This window comes from Aeromonas sp. 2HA2, from assembly GCF_029237345.1.
In the GTDB taxonomy this organism is placed as follows: Bacteria; Pseudomonadota; Gammaproteobacteria; order Enterobacterales; family Aeromonadaceae; genus Aeromonas; species Aeromonas salmonicida.
In genome coordinates, this window is sequence record NZ_JAACGB010000002.1 from 117,155 (window position 1) to 138,857 (window position 21,703).

Consider the following 21,703-nt stretch of genomic DNA (forward strand, 5'->3'; position numbering starts at 1 on the left):
CACTTAGCCCTGAACAAAAAACGCGCTTTCTGTGATGTTGACCACGAAATGGGAACGTTCCCATTTCGATCTGACCAAATTGCCTGCATGCTGAATGGGAACGATACCAAAAACGCTCCGGCCGACAGACTGGCCCAAAAGGGCGAGGCAGACCAATATCAATGGAGTCACAGAGGGAAGACTCATGTCCAAGATCAACGCACAGCAGCTTGCCACCCTGATCGACAAGATCGGCGGCAAGGAGAACATCGCCACCGTCAGCCACTGTTTGACCCGGCTGCGCTTCGTCCTGAACGATCCGGCGAAAGCAGACAGCAAGGCCATCGAGACCATACCGGCGGTAAAGGGTTGCTTCACCAATGCTGGCCAGTTCCAGGTGGTGATCGGCAACGAGGTGGATGACTGGTACAAGGCGCTCACCGAGGAGATTGGTGTCAGCGGTGGCAGCAAGGATGCCGCCAAGCTGGCTGCCCGTCAGAACATGAATCCGCTGGAGCGCGGCATCTCCCACCTGGCGGAGATCTTCGTGCCCTTGTTGCCCGCCATCATCACAGGCGGTTTGATCCTGGGTTTTCGCAACGTCATCGGCGACATCAAGATGTTCGACGACGGGACCCACACCCTGGTCGAGATCAGCCAGTTTTGGGCTCAGGTCCACGCCTTCCTCTGGTTGCTGGGCGAGGCCATCTTCCATTTCCTGCCGGTGGGTGTCTGCTGGTCCGCGGTCAAGAAGATGGGCGGCTCCGAGATCCTCGGTATCGTGCTGGGTATCACCCTGGTCTCGCCGCAGCTGATGAATGCCTATGGCATCGGCCAGCAGACCCCGGAAGTGTGGGACTTCGGCCTCTTCGTCATCCAGAAGGTGGGCTATCAGGCCCAGGTCATTCCGGCCCTGCTGGCGGGGGTATTCCTGGCCTGGGTTGAAACCAACCTCAAACGCATCATTCCGGCGTATCTCTATCTGGTGATAGTGCCCTTTATCTCCCTGCTGTTGGCGGTGATAGTGGCGCACGCCTTTATCGGCCCCTTCGGTCGCTGGATTGGTGACGGTGTCGGCTTTGCCGCCAAGGCCGCCATGACAGGTTCGTTTGCACCCATTGGTGCCGCCCTGTTCGGCTTCCTCTATGCGCCCCTGGTCATTACTGGCATCCACCACACCACCAACGCGGTGGACTTGCAGCTGATGCAGAGCATGGGTGGCACCCCGATATGGCCGCTGATCGCCCTCTCCAATATCGCCCAGGCCTCTGCCGTGGTAGGGATCATCCTCATCAGCCGCAAGGAAAACGAGCGGGAGATCTCCGTGCCTGCCGCTATCTCGGCTTACCTGGGGGTAACAGAACCGGCCATGTACGGAATCAACCTCAAGTACAAGTTCCCCATGCTGTGCGCCATGGTGGGCTCGAGCTGCGCGGCCCTCATCTGCGGTTTCGCCGGTGTGATGGCCAACGGCATAGGGGTAGGGGGCCTGCCGGGTATCCTCTCCATCCAGCCGCAATACTGGGCCATCTACGCCATCGCCATGCTGGTGGCGATTGTGGTGCCCCTGGTGCTGACCCTGCTGGTCTACAAGCGTCAACAGGCCTCGGGCAAACTGGCTCAAGCCATCGCTTGAGTGCACTCATCAGGGCGGCCTCGCAAGGGGCCGCCCTCTCCCTTTTTCATTCGAGACAAGAGCAAGACCCATGAGCCAAACACCCTGGTGGCAGAGCGCCGTGATTTACCAGATCTACCCCAAGAGCTTTCAGGATTCGGGTGCCCGTGGCACCGGCGATCTCAAGGGGATCATGGCCCGCCTCGATTATCTCAAGACCCTGGGGGTTGATGCCCTCTGGCTGACCCCCGTCTATGTTTCCCCCCAGGTGGATAACGGCTATGACATTGCCGATTACTACCAGATTGATCCCGCTTACGGCACCATGGCCGATTTCGAGGCGCTGCTGGCGGCAGCCCATGCCCGTGACATTCGTATCGTGATGGACATAGTCGTCAACCACACCTCTACCGAGCACGCCTGGTTCAAATCGGCGCTGGGGGATAAAAACAGCCCCTACCGCGACTACTACATCTGGAAAGATCCTGTGGATGGCGGTGTGCCGAACAACTGGCAATCCAAGTTTGGCGGCAGTGCATGGGAGCTGGATGCAGCCACCGGCCAGTACTATCTGCACCTGTTTGCCCGCGAGCAGGCGGATCTCAACTGGGAAAACCCGGCGGTGCGCGCCGAGGTCAAAAACATCATTCACTTCTGGGCCGGCAAGGGGGTTGATGGCTTCCGTCTTGATGTCATCAACCTGATATCCAAGGATCAGACTTTCCCTAACGACGACGTGGGCGATGGCCGCCGCTTCTATACCGACGGGCCGCGTATCCACGAATTCCTGCAGGATGTGAGCCGCGACGTATTCGCCCCGGTCGGCGCTATGACGGTGGGGGAGATGTCCTCCACTTCGCTGGCGCACTGCCAGCGCTACGGTGCCCTAGATGGCTCCGAGCTTTCCATGGTGTTCAACTTCCATCATCTGAAGGTGGATTATCCCAATGGCGACAAGTGGACCAAGGCGCCGTTCGATTTCCTCGAACTGAAGCGTATCTTCAACCACTGGCAGAGCGGCATGCATGGCAAGGGCTGGTCGGCCCTGTTCTGGTGCAACCACGATCAGCCGCGCATCGTCTCCCGCTTCGGGGACGAGGGCGAGCATCGCGTTGCCGCCTCCAAGATGCTGGCCAGTACGCTGCACGGGCTGCAGGGCACCCCCTACATCTATCAGGGGGAGGAGATCGGCATGACCAACCCCGGTTATCAGAGCATCGACGATTACCAGGATGTGGAGAGCCGCAACATCTTCGCCATCAAGCAGGCCGAAGGCATGAACGAAGCCGAGATCCTCGCTATTCTCGGTGCCAAGTCTCGCGACAACTCCCGTACACCCATGCAGTGGAGCACAGCCCCCAATGCCGGCTTCACCCAAGGTTCGCCCTGGCTCAGGCCCGCTGCCAATTACACCGAGATCAACGCCGAAGCGGCACTGGCCGATCAGGGCTCAGTGTTCTGGCACTACCGGAATCTGATCGCGCTTCGCAAGGCGTATCCCATCTTTACGCAGGGGGATTATCAGGAGCAGGTGCCAGGCCATCAGCACATCTGGGCATATACCCGCAGTGCCAAGGGTCAGACCCTGCTGGTGGTAAGCAATTTCTACGGTGAGCCTGTGGCCTTCGACTTGCCGCAAGATCTGCAAGAGAGGGAGGGTCATCTGCTGCTTGGCAACTACCCCGATAGTCCGGCAATGCCGCAATCTTGTATGCTGCGCCCCTATGAATCTCTGATCTGGCTGGTGGAGTAGGTGGTGAGCGAGGTGATGGCAAACGCAATGGCCCCGGTGCACGGCACTGAGTGGCAAAAGATGGTGGCGGGTCAGCCCTATGATGCGGGCGACCCCGAGCTCAAGGCAGCGCGCGAGCGCTGTCGTTTCCTTTATCACACCTTCAACACCAGTTGGCAGGAGAAACCGGCGCGGGATGCGCTGCTGCGGGAACTGCTCGGCAGCCGAGGCAATGTGTGTGCTATCAACCCGCCTTTCTTCTGCGACTATGGCGCCAATATCCATGTGGGAGAGAACTTCTACGCCAACGTCAACTGCACCATCCTCGACGTGTGCGAAGTGCATATCGGCGACAACGTGCTGTTGGCCCCCGGGGTGCAGATCTACACCGCCGCTCACCCCGTTGCCCTTGTCCCTCGGGTGGCGGGGGTCGAGTTTGGCAAACCAGTGCGCATAGGCAACAACGTCTGGATCGGCGGCAGCACAGTTATCTGCCCCGGTGTCACCATAGGGGACAACAGCGTGATCGGCGCAGGCTCTGTGGTCACCAGAGACATTCCGGCCAATGTGGTTGCCGTCGGCAATCCTTGCAGGGTCTTGCGGCCCATGACGGCAGAGGAGCTGGCGAGCATCTAAATATCAAGGGGCAGGGGATCCTGCCCTTTATGCATGAAGTTTCCCCCTCATCCCGGTTCTTATCCCCTCCGAAGTTCAGTGTCAGTTGCACCGTGAGCTGTATCTGAACCTGTGATTTACATCACGGTCAGTTTTTTTGAACATCTAGGCCAGTTTATCTCGCTAACAAAGGTGGGCAGAGGTGTTTAATATTCACTCAACGCTTAGGCAGGAACGCCAGGTGGCCAAATAACAGGTTGTTTCAGGCGATGACACCAGAAACCAGAGTGTCAGACGTCGGTGAAAGAACTACATACTATTTGAATAACCTCTTGCAAGGATGCATTGATTCAGGCCGAACCGGCCTTGGCAATGACACAAAAACCAAGAGAGTGAATGAACATGAAAAACGTAATCAAGATGCTGGCCGTTGCAGGCCTGATGACTGCCGGTTTTGCTCAGGCTTCCGTTCCCGCTGACTTCAACGCTGCACCGGGCGTGCTGTTTGTGAACTGGCATGCAACCGCCGCTGTGGATGGCAAAACCAACCCCATGCTGGAAGTGCGCAACGAGTCCGGGGATGTGGTGGCTTCCGTTCACGCCAATCTGATGGGCACCCAGCAGGTACGTATTCCGAGCCGCACTCAGGGCAACCTGACCGTCAGCCTGGGTGAGCAGAGCAGCGACTACCGCATCCCGTTCGGTATCGGCAGCGGCAAGCAGCGCTAAGCAGAGCCACATCAGCCGCGGTTTCTACCCCTGAAAACTGTCCAGACACAACAAAGGCGCCCTGAGGCGCCTTTGTTGTTGCTGTGTGGATCAGCGGGAGCTGGCCGCTTCGATGACGGGAACCCGGTTCACCGCTTTGCCCAGATAGGCGAGGGTGATGGTCACTATGATGCAGGTGAAGCTGAGCCACATGTAGGGCAGGTAGTCGAGGGTCGCCACCCCCAGTACCCCGGCCATGAAGATACCGTTGTCGCTCCAGGGCACCATGCCGCAGGTGAGGGTGCCGCCGAACTCGGCGTTGCGGGAGAGGTTCTTGCGTGCCAGTCCCAGCCGGTCGTAGTTCTTGGCCATGATTTTGGGAGTCAGGATCAGGGATACATACATGGCCGAACCGAATACGTTGGCCAGGAAGGCTGTCCCTATGGTGTGGCTGGTCAGGCTGCCGATACTGTTGATGCGCTTCTCGAAGGCATTGGCGATCACTTCCAGAATACCTACCTTCTCCAGCAGGCCACCAAAGCCCAGACCGAAGATGATGACGGCGACTGAACCCAGCATGGATTCCATGCCGCCGCGCCCCAGTATGTTGTCGATAAAGCCGATACCTGAGGTAATGGGGAAGGGGCTGTAGGCGGAATGCATCGCCTTGACCGGATCCATGTCCTGGAATGCTATGGCCCAGACAAGCCCCAGCAGGGCGCCGAAACTGATCACCGGGAAGGCGGGTTTGCGGTTGGCGAGCAGACCCAGTACCAGTACGACCGGCACTATGGCCAGCGGGGTGATGTTGAACTGGTTGTCGAGCGCCTCCATCACCAGATTGACCTGCTCCAGGCTGACGTTGCCCGAATACTGCATGCCGACCACGGTAAACAGTGCGGCCGTAATGATGTAGGAGAGCAGGCTGATGGGCAGCATCCCCTTGATGTGTTCCACCACGTCGACATTGGACATGGTGGAGGCCAGTACCACTGAGTCGGAGAGGGGGGAGAGCTTGTCACCGAAGTAGACGCCTGAGAGCACGGCACCCGCCACCAGTGGCGCAGGGACGCCAAGACTGTGGCCTATCCCCATCATGGCGATGCCGGCGGTGGCGGCAGAGCCCCAGGAGGTACCGGTGGCCAGCGAGGTGAGGGAGCAGATGATCAGCGTTGCCAGCAGGAAGATGGACGGGTGTATTACCTTGAGGCCGAAGTAGATGATGCTGGGGACTATACCGCCCGCGATCCAGGTGCCGACCAGGGCGCCGACGGAGACCAGGATCAGGATGGCCCCCATCCCTTTGGAAACACCGTCAACGGCAGCTTGCTCCAGGGATTTGTAATCATGACCCAGCTTGATGCCGAGCCCCATGATGACGAACCAGGCGATGAACAGTGCCAACTGAATTGGCAGGTCCAGCACGCTGGTGAACGAGAATGCCAGGGCCAGGAAAATGGCCAGACAGCCAAATACCTGCAACATGCCCGGTAATCGAATTTGGTTTTGCTGGTTTTGCATAGATGCTTCCTAAACTCTTGCTCGCCAAGGTCGGACCCTCTCGTCCTGTGGATACCTGTATCCCGAGGAGCCAACCCAAAAGAGGCCGCAATCTACCACAAACCTGGGGGGGGGAATCCCAACTGATTTAGCAAAAATGCAATTTTGATTGAAAAAATTACAAATTAGTTGATCTCATAACCTGTATTTGAGCGCTCTATTGGCCCGAATGTGACATTCGACACCGATAGCAAAGTCCGATTGCATACTCACAAAATACAAATGATAATCGTTATCAATTAATGCAAGAGGATATATCACCATGATCTGGATCGTGAGAGTCGTGCTGCTGGTCGGACTGCTGGCCGTGCTGGGTTGGGGTCAGGAAAAGGAGTACGGCATCTGGAGTCTGGGCTTTGTGCTGGCTGCCTGGGTCATGCTGGAACCCAGGCTGAGACCTGTCCTGATACTGCTGCCGGTGGCCGGGATGACAGGCATAGCGGCTTTGCTCTGGCAGCAATCCTGGTTATGACTGGGCTGCGGGGGCGTTCTTGACCTTCTCTTGCGCCTGTTTGAGCGATGCGATGACGTTGTTTTCCATCTCGGTACGCTTGGCGTCGGTCAGGAAGTAGATCATGTCGACATCGTGGCGAATATAGTGGGAAGGCAGCTGGTTCAGGGTCAGGCAGCAGAGATCGGCCATCTGCTCGCTGTTCAGTTTCTGATTCAGCCCCTGCTTTTCGATCTCCTTGAGCACCAGATGTTCATAGAAGTTGTGAATATCGGTATCCAGTATCATATGCGCTCCTTGGCATGACGATGGGCGGTAAGTTGTCAAAAGCATAGTCATAACAAGGAGTAAAAACAAAAGGCCCATCACTCTCGTGATGGGCCTTTTATATAAGGAATGGTGCGAAGAGAGGGACTCGAACCCTCACATCCGTGGGACACTAACACCTGAAGCTAGCGCGTCTACCAATTCCGCCACCTTCGCACACTGATTTTCTCCAGCTGGTTTTTAAATGCGGTTGGAACGCATTGCTCTGTTTTTACATGTCAGAATCATGGTGCGAAGAGAGGGACTCGAACCCTCACACCCGGGGGGCACTAACACCTGAAGCTAGCGCGTCTACCAATTCCGCCACCTTCGCACATTGTGTTACCAGTTTTGATTTACATGCTGTCTGGAGAAGCATGGTGCGAAGAGAGGGACTCGAACCCTCACATCCGTGGGACACTAACACCTGAAGCTAGCGCGTCTACCAATTCCGCCACCTTCGCACATTGTGTTACCAGTTTTGATTTACATGCTGTCTGGAGAAGCATGGTGCGAAGAGAGGGACTCGAACCCTCACACCCGGGGGGCACTAACACCTGAAGCTAGCGCGTCTACCAATTCCGCCACCTTCGCACATTCGGGTTTTCCAGTTGGATTTACAATGCTGCTGAATCAGCATGGCAGTATTGGTGCGAAGAGAGGGACTCGAACCCTCACATCCGTGGGACACTAACACCTGAAGCTAGCGCGTCTACCAATTCCGCCACCTTCGCATCACTGCGGTGGGGGATTCTATAGAGTTTTGGATGAGCGTCAACAGCCAAAGGGGACTTTTTTCGCTGTTGACGTTCAAAGCGGCATCAAGGGAACAAAAGTTCAGCAATGAGCATCACTGCCGGGCCAGTGCATCCTGATACATCTGCTCGTATTGAGTGACCGAATCCGGCCAGTTGAAGCGGGTATTCATGGCATTACGCTGTACCTGGGCAAACCGCTCGGGATCCTGCAGGTAATAGAGCAGGCTGCGGCGCATGGCATCGAGCAGGATATTGGCGGTTGGATCGTTGAAACAGAAGCCGGTGGCATGCTCAGGTTCCGCATCCCAGTCCACGACAGTATCCTTGAGGCCACCGACGGCCCGTACCAGCGGCAAGGTGCCGTAGGCGAGGCTGTACATCTGGTTGAGGCCGCAAGGCTCGAACAGAGAGGGCATCAGGAAGAAGTCGGCGCCCGCTTCCACCAGATGGGCCAGTCTGTCGTCATAGGTGTTGAGGAAGGCGAGCTTGTCCGGGTATCGCTGTGCCGTGGCCTGCAACTGGGCGGCGAGGGAGGGATCACCCGACCCCACTATCACCACCTGCACCTTGTGATGCAGGAACTTGTCCAGCACGGGTAGCAGCAGGTGTACCCCTTTCTGCTCGGTCAGGCGGCACACCATGCCGTAGATGGGCAAGTCCGTGACCGGCAGGCCTGCTTCCCGCTGCAGCGTCTGTTTGCAGACCCGTTTGCCAGCGAGGTTGTCCACGTCATAGGTGGCGGGCAGGAAGTCGTCAAATGCCGGATCCCAATCCTTATAGTCACAGCCATTGAGAATGCCGCGCAAGTCGGCAGCCCGCTGCTGGAACACGCTGGCCATGCCGTGGGCGCCCAGGTGGGTCAGCAATTCACTGGCATAGTTGGGACTGACAGCATTGATCTTGTCGGCATAGAGCACACCGCATTTGAGCAGATTGACGTGACCATAGTCGTAGCTGATGCGCTGTTCATAGTCAGCAATCTCGGGCATGGCCCAGAACTGCTCCCGACCGAATACCCCCTGAAAGGCTGCATTGTGAATGCTGATCACGCTGCGGGTGTGCTGGAAGAAGGGGTTGTGAGCATGGCGGGTCTTGAGCAGCAGCGGCAGCAGACCGGTATGCCAGTCGTTGCAGTGCACTATCTCGGGGGCGAAGTCCAGCTGCTCGCAGGCATGTAGCGCTGCGGCCGAGAAGAAGGCGAACCGCTCACCGTTGTCGCCATAAGCCTGGTTGTTCTCGGCGTAGAGCTGGGGTCGATCGAAATATTGCGGGCAGTCGAGCAGATAGACACAGACCCCTTCCAGCTCCATCTGATAGATGCGATAGCCGATGTCCGGCAGTCCCGGATGGGTTGGCAACCAGCGAGAGGCGATCAGTCTGGCCTCATCACGGCGCTTGATCGTCTTGTAGAAGGGCAAGATGATCCTGACGTCATGGCCCTTCTGGGCCAGATACAATGGCAGGGCTCTGGCTACATCTGCCAGGCCCCCGGTCTTCACAAGCCCCTCAACTTCCGAGGCAACAAACAGGATTTTCAGTGGGTTAATAGCCAACTCTTGCTCCCTTAGGTACCACGACGATACCGCCTTCGGATACGGTAAATCTCTCTCTGTCATGGTCCAGATTTTCACCGATCACGGTGCCGGGTGCAATTTCAACGTTCTTGTCAATGATGGCGCGTCTTATGGAGCAACCTTCGCCTATCTTCACATCCCCGAGCAACACTGACTCGCTGATGTGGCTGCAGGGGCCTATGTTGCAGCGAAATCCCAGTATGGAGCGCTGGATCTGGCTGCCCTGAATGAAGCAACCGCCAGAGATCAGGGAGTTGGCAATCTTGACCTTGCAGTCATCGGTATCGACAAAGGTGGCGGGCGGCAGGGGCGGATAGTGAGTGTGCAGTGGCCACTTGCGGTTATAGAGGGAGAAGGGGGCATCGTCGGCGACCAGGTCCATATGTGCCTGCCAATAAGAGTCAAGCGTGCCCACGTCGCGCCAGTAGACGGTGGGTTTCTCGCCCGGGATCACGTTGGTGCTGTAGTCATAGACATAGACGGGGGCGCGGGGGAACATGCTGGGAATGATGTTCTTGCCAAAATCGTGGCTGGAGTTCTCCTCGGCGGCGTCACGCTTCAGCTCGCGATAAAGCGCTTCGGTTTCGAAGATGTAGTTGCCCATGGAAACCAGCGCCTGCGTGGGGTCGCCGGGAATGTGCTTCGGATGTTTGGGTTTTTCTTCGAAGCCGATCATGCGGCCTTCCTGATCCACTTCTATCACCCCGAAGGCGCTCGCCTCCTCGATGGGCATGCGCAGGGCGGCGACGGTCAGGGCGGCGGCCTTCTGCTTGTGGAAGGTCACCATCTGGCTCACGTCCATCTTGTAGATGTGGTCTGAGCCGAAGATGCAGACGTGCTCCGGGTCCGAGATCTCGATGAAACGCAGGTTCTGATAGATGGCGTCGGCCGTGCCGTCATACCAGCGTTTTCCCATTCGCATCTGGGCTGGAATAGGGTCGATGAAGCGGTCCGTGATGCCGACTATGTTCCAGCCCTTCTTCATATGCAGATAGAGGGACTGGGACTTGAATTGGGTCAAGACGTAGATGCGCAGGAAGTCCGCGTTGACGAAGTTGTTGAGGACGAAATCGATCAGTCGATAACTGCCACCGAACGGGACAGAGGGCTTGCTGCGGGTGGTGGTAAGCGGCTGGAGACGGGTTCCTTCTCCGCCCGCCAGTATCATGGTGAGTATGCCTGCCATCGTATTTCTCTCCCTGAGTTGATGATGTGAAAAGGTTTTCAGATCACTGCAAAAAAACACCCCTAAAGGGGTGGTTATACGATTGGTATTTACCTTATCAGATCCCGGATGGGGCTCACTACCAGTTTCCTGACGCTGGTTACACTTATTTACACTTTGCTCAGATAGACCTTGAATTTGGCATCGCTGCTGATTATGTCGGTCTGTTTGAAGTGCGTTTCCAGTATAGGTTGATATCGCAGGAAGGCGTTGGCGACTATGGTCAGGCCACCATTCGCCGATAGGTACTCAGGTGCCTTGGCGAGGAAGGTTTCGGTGGCCGCATAGAAGGTCTTTAGACCGGCGTGGAAGGGGGGGTTGGAGACGATGTGGTCAAACTTTCCTGTGATGTCGGAATAGACGTCGGAGGCCTGGACTTGTCCCTGCAAACCGTTGATGGCCAGGGTGCGGCGGCTCGACTCCAGCGCAAGTGCGCTGATATCCACCATCTTGACCTTCAGCCCCGGATTGCGTTTGGCCAGCACAGAGCCAATGACGCCGGCACCACAGCCAAAATCGAGCAACTTGCCGCCCATGGTGGGCAGACTGGCCAGCAGCATCTGGGTACCGAGATCCAGTTCGGCGGCGCTGAAAACGCCGGGCAGGGCCAGCACGGTCAGTTCGGTGTCACCGGCCTTGCACTCATAACGGCTGAACCAGGCATCCAATTCGAACGGGATAACCGGCTTGCTGAGTTCGCCGTGATAGAGAGAGCAGCGGCGGGCCGAGTCGCGCTTGACTGGCTTGTTGCCATAGGGGGCCAGCAGCTTGTCGGCGCCATTGATGCCGCCGCGATTCTCCCCAGCCAGAAACAGGTCTGCACCCGCCTCCAGCAAGGGGGTCATCATGGCCAGCAGGTATTGGGCCTCTGCCTTGGCCTTGGGCATCAGCAGCAGCAGAGCATCGAAACGGGGGGCACCGCCCAGTTGGTGGTCGAACAGGATAGCGTCCCCCAACGTTGCCTGCTGGCTGCGGTAGTAGCAATAATCCGTGGTAAACACAGTCAGGGAAGTGGCCAGCTCAGCCAGCTGGCGGGGATAGTCATCCTCCAGGGTGCCGCAGACAAGTAGCCGCTTGCCGACAAAGAGGGCTTGGTTTCGTTCCAGCATCTGGCTGACGGCACTGATAGGGCTGCTCATCGGGTCTCTCCACGCAATTTTGGGCGGCCATTATACATAGCCCCTTTCGCCTTGACATTTATGCCGTGTTCCCGAAATATGCCCAGACACCATTTTTTGACCAGAGATGATGAAATGCGGTCCAACGAGTTGAAACGAAAGCACAAAAAAAGCCTGACATTCGGGCCTGCCGACGTTCGCGCGTAACCTCTCATCCCTGAGAAGATTCAACCCCGGTTGCGCAACCCGTACCGGGGTTTTTTATTAGTATTTTTACCGTATCCAGGAGAAGGAAATCCCATGTTTCAAGGTTCGATAGTTGCCCTGATCACCCCATTTCGACAGGGCCAGCTGGATGAGGCCGCACTGGCCCGCCTGGTGGAGTGGCACATAGAGCAGGGCACTCACGGCATAGTGCCGGTCGGTACGACGGGCGAGAGTCCGACCCTGACCCACGACGAGCATTGCCGCGTGGTGAAGTTGGTGGTCAAGCAGGTAGCCGGCCGGGTGCCAGTGATCGCTGGAGCCGGTTCCAACAACCCGGTCGAGGCCATTGAATATACCCGTCATGCCGAGCAGGCGGGGGCCGATGCCACCCTGCACGTGGCCGGTTATTACAACCGTCCCAATCAGGAGGGACTCTATCACCACTTCAAGGCGGTACACGACGCCACCAGCAAGCCCATCATCGTCTACAACATTCCGCCGCGCGCCATCGTTGACGTGCAACCTGCCACCCTGGCCCGTCTGGCCGAACTGCCGCGCATCGCCGGCGTGAAAGATGCCACCGGTGACTTGGCTCGTCCCTGGACCGAGCGTCAGCTCATCAAGAAGCCGTTTGCCTGGCTCTCAGGTGAAGATGCTACCGCGGTGGCTTACAACATAGGTGGCGGGCAAGGCTGTATCTCTGTTACCGCCAACGTGGCACCCAGACTGGTGGCCGAGGTGCAGAACCTGACCCTGGCCGGCAAGTGGCAGGAAGCGCGTGAACTGCAGGACAAACTCATCCCGCTGCATCAGGCCATGTTTGCCGAGCCGAGTCCGGCAGGTGCCAAGTATGCGGTCTCCCTGCTGGGCTTTTGCAGCGAAGAGTGCCGTCTGCCGGTTATGCCGTTGTCCGAGGCGACCCGCGAGCGCATCCGTAGTGCGATGCAGGCATTGAATTTGTTATAAAAATTGGGCTCTGGATCGCGCTTTTGACTGCCTAGTCAATTAATGTGCAATGTTTGCCGATATACTCGCTTGGATACAACCAAGGATGGCAGGCATGCAGGAATGGGATCCAGAGCACTTCACCAGTTTTGAACACCTCTGTGAAGTGACACTGGCAGCAGTCAGGGAAAAGACAGAAGCCGAACAGATTTACCTGTGGTTGCGGGCGCCCGAGTCCCAACTTTACAGTTTTCAACTGGAGCAGGGGCTGATCTGCCTGAATGCAGAGGCCCTTGCGCCCGCCAAACTCCCCATCATCTTCATCGAACATGCGCTCGACAAGGGTCAGTTGGTGGTGGAGCAGACAGCCCCGACCGCCGATGTCTGGGAAACCGTCGAACCGGAAACGCCGCGCCTGCGCGCCTGCTTCCCCCTCAAGCGCCACAAGGGGCTGGAGGCCGTGGTCTATCTGGAAACCCGCCGTCGTCTCGATCGCCTCTCCCGACGCCAGCAGCAGAGTATCCAGTTGCTGATGCACTACCTGGCCGCCGAGCTGGAGAGCCGGTTGCTCGCCAGCCAGATCGATCAGGAGCGGGATCAGCGCAGACACACCCAGGCCGACCTCATCCGCAGTCAGGCGTTGCAGGACTCCTTCCTCAGCATGTTGCAGGCGCTCCATCAGGTGGGGGTCAAGCTTTCCCGCTGCGATAGCGAGCAGCAGCTGCTGCACGATGCGGTGGCGCTGGCGCGCCAGGATCTGCAGTTTGATCGCATCGCCATCTTCCTGGTCGACGCCGAGTTCAAGACCATGCGCGGAACCTGGGGCACCAACGAGGCGGGTGAGCTCATCGACGAGCACCACTTCGTCAGCCCCATCCCGGAGCACCCCACTGTGCAGGAGGCGCTGCGTCGCAAGGATTATGTGCTGGTGCTGGAAGATGCGCCGCTCTACTACGAGAAGCAGGAGGTGGGGCGCGGCTGGAATGCCATGGTTTCGCTGTGGGACGGTGACATGCCCATCGGCTGGATCGCTGCCGACAACCTGTTGTGGCGTCGGCCACTCAAGGCCTACCAGAGCGAGATCTTCAAGCAGTACGCCGCCATGCTCTCCCAGCTGTTGATCCGCCAACGCACCCAGGCCGCGCTGGAGCATTTCAACCGGGAACTGGAGCTGAGGGTCAGCGAGCGCACCATGCAGCTGGCAGAAACCAACCGGGCACTGGAGGAGGCCAACAAACGACTGTCCATGCTGTCGCTGGAAGACCCCTTGACCGGCATCGCCAACCGTCGTCACTGGGATCTCACCATGCAACGGGAGTGGGAGTGGGCCCGTCGTCATCAGAGCTTGCTGGCGGTGTTGATGATCGATGTGGATGAGTTCAAGTCCTATAACGATCACTTCGGTCATGCCAAGGGAGACCTGTGTCTGCAACAGGTGGCCAGCCTGTTGCAGGAGGCGGAGCGACGACGCACCAATCTGGTGGCGCGCTACGGCGGGGAGGAGTTTGTGATCCTGCTGTGCGGTCCGCAGCCTGGTGAAGCCGAGCGGTTGGCCGAACAGATTCATCAGGGGCTGAGTGAATTAAAGATCCCGCATCCGGCTTCCCGAGTTGCTGATTTCATTACGGTTAGCATAGGCTTTAGCTATCTGGTTCCCTCGCTGGATGGAACATGGCAGAGCCTGACCGAACAGGCCGATCAGGCGCTCTATCATGCCAAGTCGCAGGGGAGGGCGTGTACGCTAGCCTATCGGTGAGCCCATGCTGTTACGTCGTTACCCCATCTTCAACCGCCGTCTTGCCCTCGTTGCCTATGGCATTGATTACCAGCTTGCCGACCCTGCCGAGTGGACTCTGCTCGCAGCGCAATGCCGTCTGCTGGCCCAGGGGCGTCAATACTTGTTGCCCTTCAGCCATGAACAGCTCGATGAGCAACGTCCCTTGCTGTTTGACCCGGATACCATTCCGCTGGTCGAGGCCTCTGCCGAGCGCCTGCCCGCCTCGTTTCCCGTGTTGACCCAGTGGCGTGACTACCGGCGGCGTCTGGCCGTGCACTGCGCCCAGCGCGAACCACGCTGGCTCAACGCCTGCCGTCTGCTGGTGTTCTGGATGGGAGAGGAGGGGATCAGCCAGCCGACCGAGCACAAGCGAATGGCTCTGGACATCGAGACCTGGGGGGATTTTTTGCCGCTCAAGGAGGCCGGGGTCGATTTCTTCGCCGGCGGTTTTCTTGCTCGTCCCGAACTGGTCAATCAGCGCGCAGCCCAGCCGGACATGAAGCTGGTGCAGGAGATACTGCAAGTCATCTGCCACGAGGAGTTCTCTTTTGCCAGGGTCGCCAGCCTGCTGGAGCAGGACGCCTGGCTGCCGGGTCAGCTGCTTACCTATGTCAATGCTCCCGGCTTTGATCACGTCAGCTCCATTACTTCTGTGCCGAGAGCCCTCTCCTATCTGGGGGAGCAGGAGATCCGCAAGTTCGTCCTCATCTACGGGCTGGCGCGGGTCAGTCATCACATGCCGGAGGCCTGTACCCGCATGGCCATCGCCCGTGGCCGCTTCTGCGAGCTGATTGCCATGACTGCGCTTGGCAAGGATGCCGCCAGCTGGGCCTTTCTGGTGGGATTGGTGCTGGATGGTTCACTGCTCTCCGCCCAGCTCAAGGCTCATCTGCCCAAGGATGTGCAGCGAGCGCTGGAGTTCCATGAGGGGCCACTCTTTCATCTGTTCCAACTGGTGAAAACCTACGAGCAAGGAGACTGGCCGCTGCTTGCCCAGCTGGCACCGCACTACCAGCTGGATCCTGCCAGGCTGACACCCATCTATTTTCAGGCACAAATGTGGGGGCAAGCGTTTCTCGCCACCTAGGGCATGGCGATGAGGAGTGGCTCTGGCTAGAATGGGGACCCATTCTCAGACATAGATCCTGCACCATGACCCTATCCGGATTTCAAGGCCTGGTATTTGACCTCGATGGCACCCTGGTGGACTCAATGCCGCTGCATCTTGCCGCCTGGGAACACACTTCCCGTGAGTTTGGCTTTCGCTTCGATGCTGACTGGTTCTATGAGTTGGGAGGCATGCCGAGTCGAAAAATTGCCCTGCTGGTTGCCGAGCAGCAGCAGATCGCCCTGGATCCCGTGGTCGTGACCCGTTGCAAGACAGAGCACTATGTGGCCAATCTGCACAAGGTGGCCGTCTTTCCGGCCATGCTGGAACTGGTCCAGCGTTATCACGGCCAGATCCCCATGGGGATAGGCACAGGGTCGCCGCGTATCAACGCGCAAGCCGTGCTGCGCAATACCGGACTGGATCGCTACTTCTCCGTGGTGGTGACCGCTGACGATGTGGAGTTGCACAAGCCCCACCCAGATACTTTCCTGCTGGTAGCGAGTCGTTTAGGACTTGAACCGACGACCTGTCTGGTATTCGAGGATACGGGAATTGGTGCGCAGGCCGGTCAGGCTGCCGGGATGCAGACCTGCATGGTCAGGGATGGCAAGCCGGTCGACTTGCAGTACTGAAGAGAAAGCGGTGAGGGAGAGACGCGAGCGGGCCAAGCATAGAGTCCATTCTCATACGGGACAGACATAATCAATGAGAATGGACTCGGTCACCCTTTGACGCAGCAATGGTCTCGGGGTGATTCAGGCAAGCCAGTTACTGCTCGCTGCTGCCGCCCTGATTGTCGTCGTAACGACTCGGGGCTCCGTGGGGGCGCGGCGCCATGGAGACGCGTGGCTTGCGGGCGCGCTGTATGCTGACCTGGGGACGGCCGGAATGCATGGCGATGGTGGAGATCTTGGCCTTGTAGACCAGCTGCTGGTTACCATGGGCATCGGTCAACAGTACGCTGTACTGGTCGAAGCCGCTGATGGTTCCTTCCAGCTTGATGCCGCTCACCAGGAAGATGGCGACCTGACTGCGATTTTTACGCAACCAGTTGAGGGCAGAATCTTGCCCGTTCCCGAGGGAGAAGGCTTGCTCAATCGTGGAGTAGCTTGGGGATTCAGTTGTCATAAATTATTGTCCCGCGGAAAAAAGTGGCGTTTGATTGTGCTAAATGGCTACTGGCTTGTCAAAGTCATTCTCACGCCCATCCCGTATGGTGTAACGACAGTACTGGTCGGCGGGGGCCACGGCTGTAATAATTGGCGCCTCTGGCCCGTGGCGGGCCTCATCTTGGGGTTTCATCTTGCATCCGGTTTCAAACCTACACAAACCCACCTATACCCATGACGCGACCGCATGTGAAGAGTGTGACCTGCTGGTTCCGGCCACAGTGCTGGCCGTGGGGGAGAAGAGCAGCTGTCCGCGCTGTGGTCATGTCCTGAGCGTCCATCTGCCGGAGCAGGAACGCAGGCCCATCTCCTATGGCTTTGCGGCCATCATCATGTTTGTGCTCTCCAACTCCTTCACCTTTATGTCCTTCTCGGCCAAGGGCGTAGGGCAGGAGATGACGTTTCTGCAGTGCATCACCACCCTGGTGGATCAGGGCTACCTGTTTCTTGGGGCTGTGCTGAGTTTGACGCTTATCGGCCTGCCGCTGGTCTATGTGGGCTCCATCATGCTGGTGCTGTGGCGGGTCGACAAGGATCTGCACAGCAATTCCCTGCGTGCGCTAGGCCGTTTGCTTTGCCGGATAAAGCCCTGGCTGATGGTGGATGTGTTCCTCATCGGGGTGCTCATTTCGCTGGTCAAACTGATGGGGATGGCCGACATCAAGATGGGGCTGTCGTTCTGGGCCTTCGTCGGATACACGGTACTGCTCATCAAGACGATCTCGTCGCTGGATCGCATGTGGCTGTGGCAGCGGCTGTTCGGGCCGACCGAACCCCGCGAGCTCGATGCTGATGCCGAGGCCAGCGCCATGGCATCCGGGTTGGTGGGGTGCCACATCTGCGGCGCTCTTGGCGAGGTGGGGGAGCACAGCTGCAAGCGTTGCGGTGAGCACCTGCACAGCCGCAAGCCGGGTGGCATCAACCGGACCTGGGCCCTGCTCTTCACCTCTGTGATCCTCTACGTGCCAGCCAACCTCTATCCCATCATGGATACCGTCTTCCTCGGGGATGACAGCCCTTCCACTATCATGGGCGGGGTGGTTTTGTTGTGGGCCATGGGGTCTTACCCCATAGCTGCAGTGATCTTCATCGCCAGCGTTGTGGTGCCGCTGGTGAAAATCCTGGCGCTGCTGTGGCTTTGCTATATGGTACAGCGCGGCCACGGGGCCTCGCCCCTTGGCAAGCTCAAGCTCTATCGCATGACTGAATTTGTGGGACGCTGGTCGATGATCGACGTCTTCGTGGTGGCCATATTGGCGGGCCTGATCCGGCTCGACAACCTGATGACCGTCTATCCGGGCCCTGCAGCCGTTGCATTTGCGGGTGTGGTGTTGATCACCATGGTGGCCGCCATGAGTTTCGACTCCCGCCTGATCTGGGATTTACAACAAGGAGAGCGCGAACGTGAGTGAGCGTAAGAAAAGGTGGAAACCCGGCTCTGATTTTCTGAGCTCGGCCGCCGCAATCTGGATGGTGCCGCTGCTGGCGCTGTTCATCGGGGTCTGGATGCTGTTCCAGCATTGGTATTCGCAAGGTCCCAGCTTCACCCTGACAGTGGCTACCGCCGAAGGGATAGTGGCGGGCAAGACGGTGATCCGCTCCCGCGAGGTGGAAGTGGGTCGTATCGAGGCAGTGGAACTCAGTGAGGATTACAGCCATGCGGTGCTGAAGGCTCGCCTGACCAACGCTGCTGCCGGCATGCTCAAGAGAGACAGTCAATTCTGGGTGGTCAAGCCCAGGGTTGGCCGGGAAGGGGTCTCCGGTCTCAGCACTCTGCTCTCCGGTGCCTATATCGAGCTGGCGCCTGGCAGAAAGGGCAAGCCCCTGGACGAATACGCCATGCTGGACAAGCCGCCACTGGCCTCCCAGGATGCCAAGGGGCTGCGGCTCTCCCTGAGCAGCCGGGATACCCGTGCGCTCGGGGTGGGGTCGCCCATCAACTATCAGGGCTTTACCATAGGCCAGGTGGAAGAGGCAAAATTCCTGCCCGAGAAGAGCGAGATGCAGTACCAGATCTTCATCAACACCCCCTATGACGTGCTGGTGAGCGCCAACACCCGCTTCTGGATGACCCCTGGTTTCGAGGTCTCCATGAGCAGCGAGGGGATGAAGGTGAAGATGGATTCTCTGGAGAGTCTGCTCGACGGTGGCATCACAATGGGGTTGCCGCCCGGCTGGGCCCCCGGTGAGCCGGTCAAGCAGATGGATGGTTTCACACTCTTCCAGGATGAAGCCAGTGTGCTTGCCGGTAGTCTGGATCAGTTCATCGATTACGTGTTTCTGTTTGAAGACAGTGTCGGTGGCCTGCATCCGGGGGCGGCGGTGGAATATCGCGGCATCCGGGTCGGTACCGTCATCTCGGCCCCCTACCTCATCGACGAGAAAGGGGTGCAGATGTTCCAAAGCCGGCAGATACCGGTACTGGCGCGCATCGAGGTGCAGCGGCTCTCTCACCGCTATGCCAATGCTGAGAAGGAGCAGTGGCGTGCCCTGTTCGGCAAGCAGTTCAAGGAAGGATTGCGGGCGACGCTCAAGACCTCCAGCCTGCTGACCGGGGGCAAGGTGGTGGATCTGAACTTCTATCCGGATGCCCCCAAGTATCAGGCCGTCAAGCTGGCCGGCTATCAGGTGTTCCCGACCGTTCAGGCCGGGCTGGACCAGATCGAGCGCAAGGTGAACCAGATCCTCGACAAGTTCGTCGACATGGACACGGCCAAGACGCTGACGCAGGTCAACAGCACCCTGGCCACGTTGGATCAGACCCTCAAGAGCATCAGTGCCGTGAGTACCAATCTGAACAAGTTTACCGGTCAGAGCTCGACCCAGCAGTTGCCGGCGTCCCTGAACGACAGCCTGAAGCAGCTGCAGAGCACGTTGCAAGAGTACGATGCCAACTCCCAGACCAATCAGGATCTGCGCCAGTCGGTACAGTCGCTCAATCAGCTGATGCGTGAGTTGCAGCCTCTGGTGCATTCACTCAACGAACAACCGAGTTCGTTGATCTTTGATCGCGCCCGTCCCCGCGATCCTGAGCCCAAGCGAGGTCAATGATGAAAAAACAGATAATGACGCTGGCCTTGCTGGGCCTGCTGGCGGGTTGCAGTTCGGCCCCGACGGCGCTGCACTACTACTCTCTCGATGCAGAGGCACAGCCGGCCGCCGCGGTGACGGCGCAACCCCAACATCAGCTGGTGCTGCGTCCGGTTGCGCTGTCGGGCCAGCTGGACAGGGTCAGTCTGGTCTATCAGCTGGAAGGCAATGAGCTGCACTTCGCCGAGTATCATCGCTGGGCAGGTTTTCTCGATGCTCAGCTCAATCAGCTGACCCTGAGTGGCTTGTCCAGCCGCCTGCCCGGCTGGGTGGTGCGCCAGGACGGTGCCCGCAAGGGCCCTGTCCTGAGCATCTCGGTCGAACGCTTCCAGGGGCGCCACGATGGACGTGCCGTGCTGAGCGGCCGCTGGCGCTTGTTGACGGAAGAGGGCACAGTCTTGCGTGATGTTCCCTTCCAGCAGGTGCGAGTGCTGCCAGCCGACGGTTATGGTTCCCTGGTCAGCGAGCTGGGACAAGGCTGGCAACAGCTGCTTGACCAGATTGCGGCAGAGGTGCGCAAAGGCGCCTGAGTCTGACGTGAATGAAAACGGGAGGCCTCGGCCTCCCGTTTTTTATCGTGGAGCCACCAAAGTGGCGTCATGAGACTATTGCTGAACTTCTGATACTCCCTCCACCTTGACCTCGACCCGGCGATCCGGAGCCAGGCAGACGATCAGCTCATGCTTGGATTTACTGGTGCAGCTGTCGCCGGTGACAGGGGACCCTTTGCCACGCCCCTCCACGTTGACCTTGCCCGCTGGCAGGCCTTTGCCGACGAGATAGTCAGCGACTGTCTGGGCACGTTGCTCCGAGAGCCGCTGGTTATAGGCATCCGAGCCGATGCGGTCGGTATAGCCTATTACGGTAGCGACGCCATCCGTGGGCCGGGCTGCCTCAATCTCACCGTAGAGGGTATCCAGCGCCTGCCCGCCTTCCGGTTTGAGGGTCGCCTTGTTGAAGTCAAACAGTACGTCCGAGCTCAGGGTGAATTGCTTCTCGACCATGACGGGCTCCGGGGCTGGTGTAGGCGCCGGGGCTGCTACCACAGGGGCGACCTGGCCGAAGCGATAAACCATGGCGACGGCCAGCAGACCATTGTCCATGCGCAAACCCGTATCTTCGCGGTCGCCGTATGGCGAGCTGTATTGGTATTCGAGGCGGGCGGCCCAATCCAGATTAAAGGCGTATTCTGCGCCGAGTGCCCCGACGAAGTTGAATCGCCCGTCGTTATCCAGCTTGTCACTGCTGGCCCAACCGTATCCGCCGCCAAGGCGACCGTATAGATCCAGATTCTCTGCCACCGGGAAGCCGAGTTTGAGGGTAAGCTGAGCCAGCTGAGCCTCTACTTTATCGTTGAAGGCCGCGCCGCTACGGGTACCGCTGTACTTGTAGTTGCCCAAGTAGTCGTAACCCAGCTCGATCCCCAGATTCTGGTTTATCTGATAACCGGCGAAAGCACCGGCGCCCACTTCATCGTTGTCTTCATCGAGCAGGGTGGTGATGTTGTTTTCATCGACACCGTAGAAATTGGACCAACCCAATTTGGCGCCGCCATACCAGGTGTTGTCTTGTCCGGCTGCGTGGGCGTTGGTCGCAAGCAAGCCTGAAACCAGTAAGGTAATCAGTGATTTATTCATGTTGAGCCTCTGCAATTGCATGTTGGGTGAGGGGGGATCTTGTGTCGCCTCTCCTCTATGGGTCGGGGCTATAGCACAGCCACAACAGGTTAAACGTAGTCCCTTTCCTCAGCTTCTCAAGCAACT

At 58.4% G+C, this 21,703-nt stretch carries 19 protein-coding genes and 5 tRNA genes; 12 read left to right on the top strand and 12 right to left on the bottom strand.

Features of this window, described 5'->3' with window-relative positions:
• Positions 1 to 184: 184 nt before the first annotated feature.
• The 4 genes from treB to GWQ29_RS03915 all read left to right on the top strand — a co-directional run bounded on the left by treB (position 185) and on the right by GWQ29_RS03915 (position 4,670).
• Positions 185 to 1,615, top strand: coding sequence for a PTS trehalose transporter subunit IIBC (gene treB / locus GWQ29_RS03900; RefSeq protein WP_011898304.1), 1,431 nt, complete (start codon positions 185 to 187; stop codon positions 1,613 to 1,615).
• A 70-nt stretch (positions 1,616 to 1,685) separates the two neighbouring features.
• Positions 1,686 to 3,347, top strand: a complete 1,662-nt coding sequence (gene treC / locus GWQ29_RS03905) for an alpha,alpha-phosphotrehalase (RefSeq protein ID WP_275918794.1) — start codon at positions 1,686 to 1,688, stop codon at positions 3,345 to 3,347.
• A gap of 15 nt (positions 3,348 to 3,362) precedes the next feature.
• Complete coding sequence (locus tag GWQ29_RS03910; RefSeq protein WP_275918795.1) at positions 3,363 to 3,962, top strand: sugar O-acetyltransferase; 600 nt, start codon at positions 3,363 to 3,365, stop codon at positions 3,960 to 3,962.
• 375 nt (positions 3,963 to 4,337) lie between these two features.
• Positions 4,338 to 4,670 carry a hypothetical protein gene (locus tag GWQ29_RS03915; RefSeq protein ID WP_017412399.1) on the top strand — a complete coding sequence of 111 codons (333 nt, stop codon included), beginning with the start codon at positions 4,338 to 4,340 and terminating at the stop codon, positions 4,668 to 4,670.
• Positions 4,671 to 4,760: 90 nt separating this feature from the next.
• On the opposite strand, the gene nhaC is transcribed toward GWQ29_RS03915, so the two are convergent.
• On the bottom strand, positions 4,761 to 6,170 hold the full coding sequence (nhaC, locus tag GWQ29_RS03920; RefSeq protein WP_087756607.1) for a Na+/H+ antiporter NhaC: 1,410 nt from the start codon (positions 6,168 to 6,170) through the stop codon (positions 4,761 to 4,763).
• A gap of 301 nt (positions 6,171 to 6,471) precedes the next feature.
• Here nhaC and GWQ29_RS03925 point away from each other — a divergent pair, with 301 nt between their 5' ends.
• Positions 6,472 to 6,681, top strand: a complete 210-nt coding sequence (locus tag GWQ29_RS03925; protein ID WP_265462593.1) for a hypothetical protein — start codon at positions 6,472 to 6,474, stop codon at positions 6,679 to 6,681.
• On the opposite strand, the gene GWQ29_RS03930 is transcribed toward GWQ29_RS03925, so the two are convergent.
• The 9 genes from GWQ29_RS03930 to rsmC all read right to left on the bottom strand — a co-directional run bounded on the left by GWQ29_RS03930 (position 6,676) and on the right by rsmC (position 11,662).
• Positions 6,676 to 6,948: a late competence development ComFB family protein gene (locus GWQ29_RS03930; RefSeq protein WP_059111923.1), complete on the bottom strand. Its 273-nt coding sequence runs from the start codon at positions 6,946 to 6,948 to the stop codon at positions 6,676 to 6,678. The genes GWQ29_RS03925 and GWQ29_RS03930 overlap by 6 nt on opposite strands.
• 109 nt (positions 6,949 to 7,057) lie before the next feature.
• Positions 7,058 to 7,143: transfer RNA gene (locus GWQ29_RS03935), tRNA-Leu, on the bottom strand.
• 71 nt (positions 7,144 to 7,214) lie between these two features.
• Positions 7,215 to 7,300: transfer RNA gene (locus GWQ29_RS03940), tRNA-Leu, on the bottom strand.
• A gap of 44 nt (positions 7,301 to 7,344) precedes the next feature.
• Positions 7,345 to 7,430: transfer RNA gene (locus GWQ29_RS03945), tRNA-Leu, on the bottom strand.
• Between the two features lie 44 nt (positions 7,431 to 7,474).
• Positions 7,475 to 7,560: transfer RNA gene (locus tag GWQ29_RS03950), tRNA-Leu, on the bottom strand.
• Positions 7,561 to 7,614: 54 nt separating this feature from the next.
• Positions 7,615 to 7,700, bottom strand: a tRNA-Leu gene (locus tag GWQ29_RS03955).
• A gap of 116 nt (positions 7,701 to 7,816) precedes the next feature.
• Positions 7,817 to 9,277 (bottom strand): glycogen synthase GlgA, encoded by a 1,461-nt coding sequence (gene glgA, locus GWQ29_RS03960; RefSeq protein WP_265462594.1) that lies wholly within the window; start codon positions 9,275 to 9,277, stop codon positions 7,817 to 7,819.
• A complete protein-coding gene (glgC, locus tag GWQ29_RS03965) occupies positions 9,267 to 10,526 on the bottom strand; it encodes a glucose-1-phosphate adenylyltransferase (protein WP_257981519.1) in 1,260 nt (419 codons plus the stop codon). The genes glgA and glgC overlap by 11 nt, the downstream gene beginning before the upstream one ends.
• Before the next feature lie 107 nt (positions 10,527 to 10,633).
• Complete coding sequence (rsmC, locus tag GWQ29_RS03970; protein ID WP_275918796.1) at positions 10,634 to 11,662, bottom strand: 16S rRNA (guanine(1207)-N(2))-methyltransferase RsmC; 1,029 nt, start codon at positions 11,660 to 11,662, stop codon at positions 10,634 to 10,636.
• Positions 11,663 to 11,941: 279 nt separating this feature from the next.
• Between rsmC and dapA the strand changes: the two genes are divergently transcribed.
• The 4 genes from dapA (at position 11,942) to GWQ29_RS03990 (ending at position 16,313) form a co-directional block, all read left to right on the top strand.
• Complete coding sequence (gene dapA / locus GWQ29_RS03975; protein WP_111588866.1) at positions 11,942 to 12,814, top strand: 4-hydroxy-tetrahydrodipicolinate synthase; 873 nt, start codon at positions 11,942 to 11,944, stop codon at positions 12,812 to 12,814.
• Positions 12,815 to 12,908: 94 nt separating this feature from the next.
• On the top strand, positions 12,909 to 14,549 hold the full coding sequence (locus GWQ29_RS03980; protein ID WP_059169272.1) for a sensor domain-containing diguanylate cyclase: 1,641 nt from the start codon (positions 12,909 to 12,911) through the stop codon (positions 14,547 to 14,549).
• Positions 14,550 to 14,553: 4 nt separating this feature from the next.
• Complete coding sequence (locus tag GWQ29_RS03985) at positions 14,554 to 15,657, top strand: HDOD domain-containing protein (protein WP_219593081.1); 1,104 nt, start codon at positions 14,554 to 14,556, stop codon at positions 15,655 to 15,657.
• A gap of 65 nt (positions 15,658 to 15,722) precedes the next feature.
• A complete protein-coding gene (locus GWQ29_RS03990; protein WP_234591928.1) occupies positions 15,723 to 16,313 on the top strand; it encodes a beta-phosphoglucomutase family hydrolase in 591 nt (196 codons plus the stop codon).
• A gap of 136 nt (positions 16,314 to 16,449) precedes the next feature.
• Here GWQ29_RS03990 and hfq read toward each other — a convergent pair whose 3' ends face one another.
• Positions 16,450 to 16,809, bottom strand: coding sequence for an RNA chaperone Hfq (hfq, locus tag GWQ29_RS03995; RefSeq protein ID WP_005313994.1), 360 nt, complete (start codon positions 16,807 to 16,809; stop codon positions 16,450 to 16,452).
• Between the two features lie 175 nt (positions 16,810 to 16,984).
• Here hfq and GWQ29_RS04000 point away from each other — a divergent pair, with 175 nt between their 5' ends.
• From GWQ29_RS04000 to GWQ29_RS04010, 3 genes are read left to right on the top strand one after another with little or no spacing between them, the layout of a single operon-like run.
• On the top strand, positions 16,985 to 18,262 hold the full coding sequence (locus GWQ29_RS04000; RefSeq protein ID WP_111588862.1) for a paraquat-inducible protein A: 1,278 nt from the start codon (positions 16,985 to 16,987) through the stop codon (positions 18,260 to 18,262).
• On the top strand, positions 18,255 to 19,901 hold the full coding sequence (pqiB, locus tag GWQ29_RS04005; protein WP_275918797.1) for an intermembrane transport protein PqiB: 1,647 nt from the start codon (positions 18,255 to 18,257) through the stop codon (positions 19,899 to 19,901). The genes GWQ29_RS04000 and pqiB overlap by 8 nt, the downstream gene beginning before the upstream one ends.
• Positions 19,901 to 20,470, top strand: a complete 570-nt coding sequence (locus GWQ29_RS04010; RefSeq protein WP_131731584.1) for a PqiC family protein — start codon at positions 19,901 to 19,903, stop codon at positions 20,468 to 20,470. Before pqiB ends, GWQ29_RS04010 begins: the two co-directional genes overlap by 1 nt.
• Before the next feature lie 75 nt (positions 20,471 to 20,545).
• Here GWQ29_RS04010 and ompA read toward each other — a convergent pair whose 3' ends face one another.
• Positions 20,546 to 21,577, bottom strand: a complete 1,032-nt coding sequence (gene ompA / locus GWQ29_RS04015; RefSeq protein WP_275910243.1) for a porin OmpA — start codon at positions 21,575 to 21,577, stop codon at positions 20,546 to 20,548.
• Positions 21,578 to 21,703 lie beyond the last annotated feature (126 nt).